The following is a 12989-nucleotide window of genomic DNA, read 5'->3' on the forward strand; positions in this document are numbered from 1 at the left end:
TCAGTAGACGCGCAGCAGGCGCGAGCGGCATTCGAAGTGCGGGTTGCGCAAGTCGATGACGTAGACCTCGCCGGTCGTCTCCTCGAAGTTTCCGGCGAGGAAGCCCGCGGCGGCCAGGGCGGCGAGGTAGACGTTGTCGGTGCCCTGCTTCATGTCGCTGAGCTTGCGCGCGTAGACGACGCGCCCCTCCACGGCCCACACGCTGCGGATGCCGTCGGTGTGCACGCCCATGGCGTCCGAAGGCGGCGCGGGGAACTTCGCCAGCGCGGGCGGGACGGACTGGAGCACGTAGTCGTCGTAGGCACGGTTGCCGCTGCGGCTGATGAGCTTCACCTCGCGCAGCGTGCCGTCCGCGCCCTGGAGCAGCTCCAGCGTGACGACGAGCTTCATGGTGCTGACGCCGTGGGCGAAGTCCTGGAGCTCCTCGCCCGCCTGGGTGAGGCCGCGCAGCCGGTTGTAGCCGGGTTCGTTCCGGGCTCGCCGCGCGATGAGTTCGCCCGGCTTGGGGGCCTGCCGGGGCCCGGGCATGCTCCCGGGGGAGCCGGTGGCGCCGAACTGCCGGGCCTTCTCCGCGTAGGAGTACAGCAGCTGCTTGGGGAAGCTGGGCATGTCGAAGAGGGGCGGGGCGTCCATCTGCTTCTCCAGCTGCGCGCGCAGCTGGCCGAAGTAGGGATGGATGCGGCCGGTGTCCACGCGGTCGCGTGCGCGGCGCTCGTCGACGATGCCCTGCACGCGCTCCGACACGCGAGCGTGCTCCTCGGCGGCGAGGGATTCAGCGGACAGGCTCGGGTCGCCGGGGCGCAGCGTGCGGCCTCCCCCGCGCGAGTTCTCCGGCGTCGTGATGATCACCCCGGAGTTCGAGCCCGGGGAGGGAAGCAGGTTCGGCGGAAGGGTGACCGGAGGCTGGGCGAGAGGGGCATCCGCCGTGGGCCGGTCCCCGTCCGGAGTCGGCCCGCGGGTCGAGATGCCGGTGCGGGGGAGGTCGTCCGCGGGAGGGCGCGGGGCCTCCTCGGCGGGAGGCGGCGTGTTCTCCGAGGGCTCGCGCGTCGCGGTCGCTGGCGGTGTCCCGGCCGGTGCGTCCTTCGACGGCACGCGAGGCTCCCGCGCCGCCACGGCCGGAGGCGGTGAGGCCGGCTCGTTCTTCGACGGCGTGCGCGGCTTCGAGGATGGCGGTGGATTGGCCGGTGGCTCACGCGTCGCCACGGGGGGCGGCGGAGTGCTGTCGCTCCCCGGCGGGGAGGCGGGCTTCTGGGCCGGCGGTGTCGTGGAAGCGACGGAGGGCGAGGAGATGATCTCCACCTCGACCGACTTCTCGCGCATCCGGGCCAGGCGCCCGTTGGACGACGGCGAGGGCTCCATGGTCCACAACAGCCCGAACACGAGGGCGTGCAGCACCAGGGAGATCAGCCCGGCCCATCCGAGTCGTCGCAGGCGCCGCATGCTCGGACGCTTCCAGAAAGGCCTCCCAGTCACAACCAAACTGCACACCTGCGTTCGCGAACCGACGTACCCCCCGCCGAGCAGGCGACCCTTCAACGGCTGGAACGTCCCCAGGGTGACTCGACGCAGGCCATGAGTCCTGCTGTGCTGCCGCCCTTCCGCGTGCCTCCCATGCCCCTTGCCTGTCTGGACGAACCCACGTTCATGGACCTCCTGCTCGGGACGCTGCCGCCCGACAGGGCCGCGCTCGTCGACGAGCACCTGGACACGTGCCCCTCTTGCCGGCGCATGGTGTCCGAGGCGCTGAAGGTGCAACCGCCCTCCACCGCCCCCGAGCCCGCTCCGGAGGAGGAGGTCCTCGACAGCCAGCTGGCGACGCTGGCCGTGGACCCGTGGCGAGGCAAGAAGCCGCGCCTGCGCCTGCCCACTCCGCCCCTCGCACGCGGGACGGCGGTGGGCCGCTACCTCATCCTGGAGATGCTGGGCGTGGGCGGGATGAGCGTCGTGTACGCCGCCTATGATCCGGAGCTGGACCGCCGCGTCGCGCTCAAGCTCCTCCAGGTGGAGGCGCTGGGGTTGGGCGCGGAGGCCGGCCGCTCGCAGGTGCTGCGCGAGGCGCAGGCCATGGCCCGCGTCTCCCACCCGCACGTCGTCTCCGTCTTCGACGTGGGCACCTTCGGCCGGCAGGTCTTCCTGGCCATGGAGCTGGTGGACGCGCACACGCTGCGCAAGTGGGAGCACGACGGTCCGCACCCGTGGCGCCAGGTGGTGGAGGTCTTCATCGCCGTGGCCCGGGGGCTCGCCGCGGCGCACGCGGTGGGCGTCGTGCACGGCGACGTGAAGCCGGAGAACATCCTCGTCGGCCAGGACGGCCGCGTGCGCGTCACCGACTTCGGCCTGTCGCGCTTCATGGCCAGCCCCCTGGCCCCGCCGGTGACACCCGGAGGCCCCACGCGTCCGCGCGCCATGGAGGGCGGCACGCCCGCGTACATGGCCCCGGAGCAGTTCCCGCCGGAGGAGCGCACCGACGCGCGCAGCGACCAGTTCGGCTTCTGCGTCGCACTCTACGAAGGCCTCTACGGCGAGCGCCCCTTCGCGGGCTCCACGGTGGAGGAGCTGTCCCAGGCGGTGCACGCGGGGCGCGTGAAGGGCGTGCCCCGGCACTCCGGCGTGCCGCAGTGGCTGCGCAAGGTGGTGGTGAAGGGCTTGTCGGTGAAGCCGGAGGAACGCCACGCGTCCATGGAGGCGCTCATCGCCGCGCTGCAAGCGGACCCCGCGTCGCTCCGGACGCGGCGGCTGCGCGTGGCCGGGGCGTCGCTGCTGCTGTTGTCCGCGGTGGGCCTCACGCACGTCCTCCACGGCCGCGACCCCACGGGCTGCGAGGGCGCCGCGCGCGCCATGGACGGCGTATGGGACGCCCCCCGTCAGCAGGCGGTGGAGGCGGCCTTCGTCGGCACCCAGCGCCGCTTCGCGCACGACGCCTTCCGCCACGTGCGCCGGAGCCTGGACGCGTACACCGCCGCGTGGGTGACGACGCGCACGGCGGCGTGCGAGGCCACCCGTGTGCGGCATGAGCAGAGCGAAGCGGTGATGGCGCTGCGCATGCGCTGCCTGGACGCGCGGCTCGCGGACGTGGCCGCGCTCACGCAGCTGTTCACGCAGGCGGATCCGGACCTCGTGGAGCGGGCGCCCCGCGCGGTGGAGGGGCTGGCGCCGCTGGCGGGCTGTTCGGACGTGGAGGCGCTGACGTCGCGAGGCCACTCCTCGCCGGATGACGCCGCCGCGAGGGACAGGACCGTCGCGCTGCTCCAGGCGCTCGTGGACGCCAGGGCCCTGCGCGCCGCCGGCCGCTATTCGCAGGGCGTGGCGCGCGTGGAGCCCGTGGCCCAGGCCGCGCGCGCCGCGGGGGACTGGTCCGGCGCCGCGGACGCGCTGCTGCTGCTCGCGGAGCTGAAGGACGGGGCAGGGGACTACCGGGGCGCGGAGGCCACGGTGCTCCAGGCCGCGTGGAGCGCGGAGGCCGGCCGCAACGACGACGCCGCCGCCCGGGCGTGGACGCTGGCGGTGCGCATCACGGGCGAACGGCTGGACCACTACGCGCAAGGGCAGCAGGCCGCGGAGCGCGCCAGCGCCGCGGTGGAGCGGCTGGGCGGCAGCAGGGAGCTGGCCGGCGCGCTCGCGATGAACCTGGGCCGGCTCCTGTCGCGCCAGGGCCGCTACCCGGAGGCCCACGAGCAGCTCACCCGCGCGCTGTCCTTCCTGGAGAAGCGCTTCGGTCCGGAGGCCCTGGAGGTCGCGGACGTGCGCGTGGAGCTGGGCACCGTGCGCCGCTCGCAGGGGCGCGCGGAGGAGGCCCTGGGCCTGTACGAGCGCGCCCTGGGCACCGTGCGCGGAGCGCTGGGGCCTGAACATCCGGACGTGGCGCGCATCCGGCTGGAGCAGGCCAGCGTGCGCTGGCAGCAGGGCGACTTCGTGCAATCGGAGCGGCTGGCCCGGGGCGCGCTGGCGCTGCTGGAGCGCTCGCTGGGACAGGACCACCCGCAGGTGGCGGACGCGCTCAACAGCCTGGCGCTGGCGCTGCAGTACCAGGGCAAGCGCGAGGAGGCGCTGCCCCTCTACGAGCGCGCGCTGCACATCGCGGAGACGACGGAGGGGCGCGACAGCTCCACCGTGGCCATCATCGTCAACAACATCGGCACGCTGCTGGTGCACCTGGGCCGCCTGGAGGAGGCCACCCAGCGCTTCGCCACGGCGCTCGAGCAGGTGGAGAAGAGCCTGGGCCCGGACCACCCCACGCTGGCGCTGGTGCTCCGGGGCATGGGCCAGACGCTCAGCTACCGCAACCAGCCGGACCAGGCCCTGCCGTACTTCCAGCGCGCCGCCGCGCTCCAGACGTCCCTGCCGGACGACGTGAACGGCGGCTGGACGGGGGCCCTGGTGGACCTGGGGCGGACGTACATGGTGCTGGGCCGTCCGCGCGAGGCGCTGGCCCCGCTGGAGAAGGCCGTCGCGGGCTGGGAACGCGCCCATCCCCGTCCTGCGGAGCGCCCCGCCGCGCGCTACATGCTGGGCCGCGCGCTGTGGGACGCGAAGCAGGACCCGGCCCGGGCCATCCGGCTCGTCGCCGAGGCCCGCCAGGAGGCCGCCGCGCTGCCCGACGAGGAGTCCTCCGTGCCGGAGCTCCGCCAGGCGATGGACCGGTGGATCGCCAGGCTGCCCCCCAACGCGCGCAAGGACCTCAAGGCCGCCATGGCCACGCCGAAGCCCGCGGACCCCTCCCGGGACGCCCTCACCCGGTGAGCGCTCCGCCGGCGACGCGAAAGCCCCGAGCCGCCAGCCGCTCCCAACCCCGACGGGCGGCACCAGGGCGGGCGCGAGGGGGCCACGTTATACGGAGGGTGGAATGACGCTCACGGACTCCCCTGTCGCCGCCCTTCCGCCCGAAGCGGGCGTGGACGCCCTGACCTCGCTCCTGCGCGGACGCCGCGTCGTGGTGCTCACGGGCGCCGGATGCAGCACCGAGTCCGGCATCCCCGACTATCGCGGCCCGGAGACGCGCCACAAGGTGCGCAACCCCATCCAGCACCGCGAGTTCCTGCACAAGCCGGAGGTGCGCCAGCGCTACTGGGCGCGCAGCCTGCTGGGCTGGCCGCGCTTCACCTCCGCCCGTCCCAACGACGCCCACTTCGCGCTGGCCGCGCTGGAGAAGGCGGGCGTGGTGCCCGGCCTCATCACCCAGAACGTGGATGGCCTGCACCACGCGGCGGGCAGTGAGCGCGTGCTGGAGCTTCACGGCGCGCTGTCGCGGGTGCGCTGTCTGGCGTGCGGCGCGCAGGAGCCCCGCGCGTCGCTCCAGGCGCGGATGCTGGGCCTCAACCCGGACTTCGCGCACGCCGTCGTGGAGCTGCGTCCGGACGGCGACGCGGAGCTGCCGCCAGAGGCGATGGAGGGCTTCCACGTCCCCGCGTGCACGCGCTGCGGCGGGACGCTGAAGCCGGACGTGGTGTTCTTCGGCGACAACGTCGCGGCCCCGCTGGTGCAGGACGCGTTCGCGCTGGTGGAGGAGGGGGACGCGCTGCTGGTGGTGGGCTCGTCGCTGACGGTCTACTCCGGCTACCGCTTCGTCACCCGCGCCGCGGAGCGGCACATGCCCATCGGCATCCTCAACATCGGGGAGAGCCGGGGCGACTCCCTGGCGGATGTGCGCGTGGAGGCGAGGGCGGGCGACGTGCTGCCCCGGCTCGCCCAGGCGCTGACCCGCGCCTGACGCTCCCCCTCCCACACCGGGCGTGCGGCCGGGCCCGGAGCGCTGGGGCGGTGGCACTGAATGGGCACGCCCGGGGAGGGTCCAGGTGTGCCATCATCCCCGGCTTCGCGAGGCACGTGCGCCAGGCCGTGCCCGGGACGGAGACACAGGGCCGATGGACACCGGACGCCCGCTGGGCGGCAGGTACGCGCTGGAGCGCAGGATTGGCGGCGGTGGCATGGGCGCCATCTGGCGCGCTGTCGACCTGCAACTCCAGCGGCACGTGGCCCTCAAGCTCATCGCTTCCGACATCGTCGCGCGCACGCCGGAGGCGCACCGCCACTTCGAACAGGAAGCGCAGGCCGTGGCCCGGCTGCGCCACCCGCACGTGGTGCAGGTGCACGACTCCGGCGTGGACGGCGGCGTGCCGTACATCGTCATGGAGCTCCTGGAGGGCGAGGACCTGGAGACGCGCCTCACCCAGCAGGGGCGCCTGTCCCCGGCCCGCGTGGCCGCGCTCGTCACGCCGGTGGCCCGGGCCCTGGCGGCGGCGCATGCCGCGGGACTGGTGCACCGCGACCTGAAGCCCGCCAACCTCTTCCTCGCCCACGTGGACGGCGAGGAGGTGGTGAAGGTGCTCGACTTCGGGCTCGCGCGCTCGCTCCTGCCCACGGGGGCGCCCGCGCAGGCCGAGGGGCTCACCGGCACGTTGCGCTACATGAGCCCGGAGCAGCTGCGCGCGGATCCGGACCTGGACGCCCGCGCGGACCTCTGGTCGCTCGCGGTGGTCCTCTACCGCGCCCTCACCGGCCAGTTCCCCTACGGCGCCGAGTCCGTGGGCGCCCTCCTGCGCGGCGCCTTCCACCCGCCCGCGGTGGCCGTCTCGCAGCTGGTGCCGGAGCTGGGCGCGGGCGGTGACGCCTTCTTCCAGCGCGCCCTGCACCCGAAGCTGGAGCAGCGCTTCACCTCCGCGCGCCAGCTGGCCGCCGCCTTCGTCGCGCTGGTGGAGGCGGGCCGCGCCACCCAGGCCGCCACGGTGCTGGTGGTGGACGACGAGCCGGACGTGGAGGTGCTCATGCGCCAGCGCTTCCGCCGGCACGTGCGCGACGGCGTCTACCGCTTCGTCTTCGCCCGCGACGGCGAGGAGGCGCTGGAGGCCCTGCGCCAGCACCCGGACACGCACGCGGTGCTGTGCGACCTGAACATGCCGCGCATGGACGGGCTGACGTTCCTGTCGCGCGTGGGCGAAGTGGATCCGCTGGTGAAGGTGGTCATCGTCTCCGCGTACGGCGACATGCCCAACCTGCGCACGGCGATGAACCGGGGCGCGTTCGACTTCCTGGTGAAGCCGGTGGACCTGGACGACCTGGAGTCCACGCTGGCCAAGACGGTGCGCCACGTGGCGGAGCTGCGCCGCGCGGTGCGCTCCACGGAGGAGAACGCGCTGCTGCGCATGTTCGTGCACGGCGGCATCGTGGACCGGGTGCTGCCGCTGGTGCGCGGCCCCGGCGGGCTCGCGGGCGAGCAGGTGGACGCCACGGTGGCCTTCCTGGACGTCGCGGACTTCACCGCCATCACCCGCAAGCACCCGCCGGAGTCCGCGCTGCGCCGGCTCAACGCCAACTTCGAGGTCATCCTCCCGGAGCTGGAGTCGCGCGGCGGCGTGGTGGACAAGTTCCTGGGCGACGCGGTGATGGCCGTCTTCCAGGGCGAGGGCCACGTGTCGCGCGCGCTGGACGCGTGCCTCGCGGTGAAGCAGCGGCTGCAGGGCCTGGCGTGGAGCGGCGGCGACGCGTCCCCGTACGCCCACGGCGTCTGCATGGGCGTGGACACCGGGCCGGTCGTTTCAGGCAACGTGGGCGCGGCCGGGCGCGGGCGCCTGGACCACACGGTGCTGGGCGACGTGGTGAACACCGCGGCCCGGCTTGCCACCGTGGCCGCGCGCGACCAGGTGCTGGTGAGCGAGACGCTGGCCGCCCGGCTCGCGGACGCCTTCGACTGCCGCGCCGCCGGAGAGCGGCACCTGCCAGGGCCCGGAGGACAGCCGCTCGGCGTGCGCGAGGTGGTGGCCCGCCACGGCAGCCAGTCCGCGTCCTCCGAGGACGCCACCGCCGAACAGGTGGCTCCCGCCGTCCTGGAGGCGCCCGCACCCGCGCCCCGGCCAGGGGCCTTCACGGCCAAGGGACCCACCTGAAGCCCGATGCGCCTCATCCTCAACCCAGGCCAGGTGGATGAACGGGTGGTGATGCTGCCGGAGGGCACCACCACCATCGGCCGCACCGAGGAGAACGGCATCCGCGTGCCGCACCCCAGCCTGTCGCGGCGCCACGCCCGGCTGGAGCGCGCGGGCGGGCGCGTGGTGCTGGTGGACCTGGACAGCAAGAACGGCAGCTTCGTGGGGCCGCACCGCGTCTCCCGCCAGGAGCTGGGCCACGGCCAGTCCTTCCGCTGCGGCGAGGTGTGGTTCCGGCTGGTGTCCCCGGACACGCCGCTGCCGGACGGCTGGGGCCCGCTGCGCACGCAGCCCCTGGAGACGCGCTTCTCCGGCGGGCCCATGGAGGCGCTGCTCGACACGCGCTCGCCGGACCGCACCCGCGACAAGCTCCAGGTGCTCCTCAAGGTGGGGCAGATTCTGTCCTCCCCGGGCCCGGTGGACGGGCTCCTGGAGCGCGTGGTCCAGCTCGTCTTTCAAATCTGGGCGGTGGACCGGGCGGCGGTGCTGATGGTGGACCGGGACACGGGGGCGCTGGTGCCGCGCGTGTCCCGGGGCGCGCGGGGTGGGGCGCTGCCGGAGCGCTTCTATAGCCAGCACATCGTGGACTACGTGCACTCGCGCGGCGTGGCGGCCCTCTTCACCGACGCGAAGGACGACGCGCGGCTGCTGGGCGCGGACTCCGTCTTCCGCCAGTCCATCCGCGCCTCGCTGTGCGTGCCCCTGCGCACACGCGACACGGTGCTGGGCGTGCTGTACCTGGACAGCCTCACGCAGGGCGGCCTCTTCACCGACGAGGACCTGGAGTTCCTCACCGCCTTCGCCAACCAGGCCGCCATCGCCCTGGACCACGCGCACCTGGCGCGGCGGCTGGAGGAGGAGGCGGTGCTCAGAAACGCCTACCAGCGCTTCTTCCCGCCGGACGTCGTGCGCCAGCTGAAGGCGCTCCGGGGCGTGCCGCTCGAGGTGCGCGAGGCGAACGTCACCATCCTCTTCTCCGACATCACCGGCTTCACCGCCATGTCCTCGCGCCTCAAGCCCCGGCAGGTGGTGGACATGCTCAACGCGTACTTCCCGGTGATGGCGGACATCGTCTTCCGCCACGAGGGCACGCTGGAGAAGTACATCGGCGACGCGCTGATGGCCGTGTGGGGCGCCCCCTTCGCCCGTCCGGACGACGCGGACCGGGCCGTGCGCGCGGCCGTGGAGATGCAGCACGCCCTGGCCGCCCTCAACGCCCGCTGGCGGGAGGAGGGCGCGCCGGAGATTCAAGTCCACATCGGGCTCAACTCCGGCCCGGTGGCCGCGGGCAACATCGGCTCGGAGCGCTACCTCCAGTACGCCACCGTGGGAGACGCCACCAACGTGGCGGCCCGCGTGTGCGGCGTCGCGCGCCCGGGCGAAGTCCTCGTCACGGACGCCACGCGCGCCCTGCTGGACGCGGACGCCTTCGTGCTGGAGCCCCTGGCCCCGGTGACGGTGAAGGGCCGCGAGGAGCCCCTGTCCCTCTTCCGCGTGCGCGGCTGACGGCTACTCCGCGTCCTGTCCCAGCCGCTCCGGCTGGATGAGGACGATCTGCCCGCCCTCGAAGCTGAGCATCCCCTCGCGCACGTAGTAGCGCAGCCACTTGTTCACGCTCTCGCGCGTGACGCCGCACAGGTTGGCCAGCTCCGACTGCGTGAGCTTCGGGGTGATGGCCAGCCCTTCGGGGGACGGCTTGCCCTGCGTCTTCGCCAGCTCCAGCAGCACCCGCACCAGCCGGCTCCGCGCGTCCAGGAAGGCCGAGTCGTACACGAGCTGCGTCGTGCGCCGCACCAGCCGGCTCATGTTCGCCAGCAGCGCCAGGCTCACCTGCGGCCGCGTCTCCAGGTAGCGCCGGAAGTCCTCGCGCTGGAGCGTCAGGAGATGGGCCTCCTCGCGCGCCATCGCGTCGGTGGAGCGCACCTCGCCGTCCAGCAGTGACAGCTCCCCGAAGGCGTCCCCCCGGTCCAGCAGCGCCAGGGTGATTTCGCGCCCCTCGCTGGAGGACAGCCGGATGGCCACCTGTCCCCGCCGGATGATGAACAGCGCGGTGCCCACGTCGCCCCGGTGGAAGATGACCTCCCCCCGGGCGAAACGCCGGGGCTGGAGGAGCGACGACATGTTCTCCAGGTCCTCCCGGCCGAGGCTTTCGAACATGGGGATTTCGGCCAGCAGCTGCGCGTAGGACATGGGGGGAGCACCATTGTGCCTGGATTCCCTGGATACAGGTAGGGAACCCTCCCATCCAGGTCCGGCGGACAAGTCCGGCGGGTGTGAACGCCTTCACACGCAGCCTGTGGGCCGGTTCACAGATCGAAACAGGGGGTCCCGGTACTGTTCCTTCATCGCAGCACGGGAAGCAGGGGGGCCCGCGCAGCGCGACACGGTGAGTCAGGGAGTCGGGGGACTTTCTAGCTCACCGCGGCCTGCGCGGGAAATGAGGGGGACCGCAGGGGCTGGCACATAGAAGGGGGAAGCGTCGAGTTTCTGAGGGGGAACTCGACGCGTATACGAGTGCCGGCTCCCGCTGGAGCCTGAACAGCAATGAACCCGGGCCTGGAGGCCCGTCGCTCCGGGGGGAGTGGCGGCCTTCAAGTCCGGGTTGTTTTATTTGGCCAGGGCCACCGCGGGCGTGAGCGTCAGCGTGGCCTCGCGGTGCTGCTCCACGGCCTGGCGCGTGTGGAGCATGGGGTGGAACTCCACCTTGCGGTTGAGCTCCATCAGGTCATCGCGGTGCTTGTGGAACAGGTGCTCCGTCTGCCCCGGCGCGTGGATGGACACGGAGCGGGACAGGTCCGCCAGGTCGACAATCATCCGCAGCGCGGTGCCGTGGACGACCTTGAAGGGGCGGGCCCAGAGGAACGAGGCCCCGTCCACGGAGTAGTTGTCCCCGCGGGCCGGCACCGTGCGGCTGTTGAAGACGCGCCGGATGGGGCCGGGGATGGCGGGCCCGCCCAGCGGCTGGTGCGCGTAGGTGAGCTGGTGCACCTGGCCCCAGGCCCAGGCCTCCGTCTTCGGGCCGTACGTCTTCACCAGCCACGCGGTGGCCGCCGTCAGCGCCGCGCGGAGGATGTCGTCGCGCGTCTCCTTCTCCGGCGTCTTCGGGTCGTCCCACCAGTCGCTGTCCGGCTGGGACATCTGGCCGATGACGAAGGGCATGTGCAGGCTGCCGTGCCGTTCGTACTGGCCCATCAGGTACTCCGACACCAGCGCCGGCTCCAGCTTGTGCTGGAGCAGCTTGCGCAGCACCTCGATGTACCAGGCCTGGAACACCGTGGCGCCCACGGCCTCCGGCTCGAAGCGCAGGTCCCACGCCTTCAGCGCGTCCACCGCCTGGCGCTGGGTGTCGTCGGTGGGCAGCGCCGCCGCCAGGAAGTAGGGGCGCAGCGTCTCCGCGGGCAGCGAGTACGTCTCCGCCTGGATGTCCCGCATGGTCTGCACGCTGTGCTGTGTGCCGGCCTCCAGCAGGTCGGTGATGCGCTTGGCGCGGTAGCCCGGGAACCAGTTGTGCGCGATGAGGTGCGGGTAGTCGTCGGAGGTGATCTTGTTGTTCGCCGTGGCCGCGTAGCCCGCGGGCGGGTTGAAGGACGCGGGCAGCTCCTCGAAGGGGATGAAGCCCGTCCACTCGGATTCGCCCGTCCAGCCCGGCATGGGGATGAGGCCCTGGTGTCCCTGGCGGATGGGAATCTTCCCCGTGGCCTGGTAGCCGATGTTGCCGGCCGTGTCCGCGTACACGAAGTTCTGGCCCGGTCCCTCCCAGGCCTTCATCGCGCCGCGGAAGGACTCCCAGTCCCGCGCCAGGTTGAGCTTCAGCACGGCGTTGATGAGCGGCTGGCATTCCCGGTGCGCCCACTTGAGGGCCATGGGCTCGCTGTCCTTCATCTCGTCCGCCATCACCTTGTTCATCAGCGGGCCGTGCCGGGTGCTCTTCACCTCCACCACCACGGGGGCGCCGCCCTTGACGGCAATCTCCTCGCGGCGCACCTCCAGGTCGTGCCAGGTGCCCTGGTAGAGGTACTGCTTGGGCGCCTTCGGGTCGTCCAGCTTCTCGATGTAGAAGTCCTGGGTGTCCGGCCCCAGGTTGGACATGCCCCAGGCCACCTTCCCGTTGTGGCCCACGATGAGCATGGGCACGCCGGGCAGGGAGAAGCCCACGTGCTGGAAGCGGCCGCCGTGCAGGCCGTTCTCGTACCAGGTGGACGGCATGCCCAGCGGGATGTGCACGTCGTTGGCGAGCAGCGGCTGGCCGCTCTTCGTGCGCTGGCCGTGCACCACCCAGTTGTTGCTGCCGGAGACGATGTTCGGGTCGCCCATCACCGCGTCCACGCTGTCCAGACCGGACATCGTCTTCACGGACTTGAGGCCCGGCAGGCGCGCCTCCTTGGGGACGATGAGCGGCGTCTCCGGCGCGTTCTGCGGCAGGAGCGCGTTGGCCACCTCCTCACCCACGGCGGCCACCAGCCGCGCGCGGAAGAGCTCGATGCGGTGGTTGCCGCCCAGCATCATCGCCAGCAGGTTGCCGCGCGCGAGCGAATCCACGGGCGTCCACGGCGCGGGCTCCGTGCTCATCACGGTGAACTCGTAGGGCAGCGGCTCCGCGGCGATGCGCGCGTTGATGCCCGCGCTGTAGGCCTCCAGGATGGCCCGCGCCTCCGGATCCACCTGCTCCCAGGCGCGCTCGGCCAGGTGGCGCAGGCCCATGGTGCGCAGGAACTCATCCGCGGGCACCAGCATGGGGCCCAGCAGGCTCGCGAGCCGGCCGTCCACCAGCCGGCGGCCCATCTCCATCTGCCACATCCGGTCCTGCCCGTGCACGTAGCCCTGGGCGAAGAACAGGTCGTGCTCGTCCTGGGCGAAGATGTGCGGCACGCCCCACGTGTCGCGCAGCACCTCCACCTTGCCGTGCAGGCCGGGCAGCGTGAGCTGTCCTTCCTCGCGCGGCCAGCGGCGGCGGGCAAGCCATGGCCCCACGCCCGGGGCGGCCACGGCCATGGCGGACGGCAACATGCGCAGCATGCGCAGGACCTGGGAGAAGGCACTCATGACGCGGAGGCTCCGGCGGTGGGGGCG

The 12989-nt window shown here is 72.8% G+C and carries 7 protein-coding genes; 4 read left to right on the forward strand and 3 right to left on the reverse strand.

Annotated elements, in window-relative coordinates; all coding sequences use genetic code 11:
* A complete protein-coding gene (locus D7W79_RS44920) occupies positions 1-1440 on the reverse strand; it encodes a TonB C-terminal domain-containing protein (protein WP_244221694.1) in 1440 nt (479 codons plus the stop codon).
* A gap of 171 nt (positions 1441-1611) precedes the next feature.
* On the opposite strand from D7W79_RS44920, the gene D7W79_RS10305 reads away from it, so the two are divergent.
* From D7W79_RS10305 to D7W79_RS10320, 4 genes are all read left to right on the forward strand, one after another.
* On the forward strand, positions 1612-4740 hold the full coding sequence (locus D7W79_RS10305; RefSeq protein WP_120525187.1) for a tetratricopeptide repeat protein: 3129 nt from the start codon (positions 1612-1614) through the stop codon (positions 4738-4740).
* A gap of 103 nt (positions 4741-4843) precedes the next feature.
* Complete coding sequence (locus D7W79_RS10310; protein ID WP_120525181.1) at positions 4844-5707, forward strand: NAD-dependent protein deacetylase; 864 nt, start codon at positions 4844-4846, stop codon at positions 5705-5707.
* A gap of 154 nt (positions 5708-5861) precedes the next feature.
* Positions 5862-7880 (forward strand): protein kinase domain-containing protein, encoded by a 2019-nt coding sequence (locus tag D7W79_RS10315; RefSeq protein ID WP_120525182.1) that lies wholly within the window; start codon positions 5862-5864, stop codon positions 7878-7880.
* Positions 7881-7886: 6 nt separating this feature from the next.
* Positions 7887-9425, forward strand: a complete 1539-nt coding sequence (locus D7W79_RS10320) for an adenylate/guanylate cyclase domain-containing protein (RefSeq protein WP_120525183.1) — start codon at positions 7887-7889, stop codon at positions 9423-9425.
* Positions 9426-9428: 3 nt separating this feature from the next.
* Here D7W79_RS10320 and D7W79_RS10325 read toward each other — a convergent pair whose 3' ends face one another.
* Both D7W79_RS10325 and D7W79_RS10330 read right to left on the reverse strand, forming a co-directional pair.
* Positions 9429-10109 (reverse strand): Crp/Fnr family transcriptional regulator, encoded by a 681-nt coding sequence (locus D7W79_RS10325; protein WP_120525184.1) that lies wholly within the window; start codon positions 10107-10109, stop codon positions 9429-9431.
* Between the two features lie 417 nt (positions 10110-10526).
* On the reverse strand, positions 10527-12962 hold the full coding sequence (locus tag D7W79_RS10330; protein WP_120525185.1) for a penicillin acylase family protein: 2436 nt from the start codon (positions 12960-12962) through the stop codon (positions 10527-10529).
* Between the last annotated feature and the right edge of the window lie 27 nt (positions 12963-12989).

This window comes from Corallococcus exercitus (assembly GCF_003611585.1).
In the GTDB taxonomy this organism is placed as follows: domain Bacteria; phylum Myxococcota; class Myxococcia; order Myxococcales; family Myxococcaceae; genus Corallococcus; species Corallococcus exercitus.

Excerpts from the sequence above, each read along its gene's own strand:
- D7W79_RS10315 (WP_120525182.1), top strand. The coding sequence starts at position 5,862 with ATGGACACCGGACGCCCGCTGGGCGGCAGGTACGCGCTGGAGCGCAGG.
- D7W79_RS10310 (WP_120525181.1), top strand. The coding sequence starts at position 4,844 with ATGACGCTCACGGACTCCCCTGTCGCCGCCCTTCCGCCCGAAGCGGGC.
- D7W79_RS10330 (WP_120525185.1), bottom strand. The coding sequence starts at position 12,962 with ATGAGTGCCTTCTCCCAGGTCCTGCGCATGCTGCGCATGTTGCCGTCC.
- D7W79_RS44920 (WP_244221694.1), bottom strand. The coding sequence starts at position 1,440 with ATGCGGCGCCTGCGACGACTCGGATGGGCCGGGCTGATCTCCCTGGTG.
- D7W79_RS10305 (WP_120525187.1), top strand. The coding sequence starts at position 1,612 with ATGCCCCTTGCCTGTCTGGACGAACCCACGTTCATGGACCTCCTGCTC.
- D7W79_RS10320 (WP_120525183.1), top strand. The coding sequence starts at position 7,887 with ATGCGCCTCATCCTCAACCCAGGCCAGGTGGATGAACGGGTGGTGATG.
- D7W79_RS10325 (WP_120525184.1), bottom strand. The coding sequence starts at position 10,109 with ATGTCCTACGCGCAGCTGCTGGCCGAAATCCCCATGTTCGAAAGCCTC.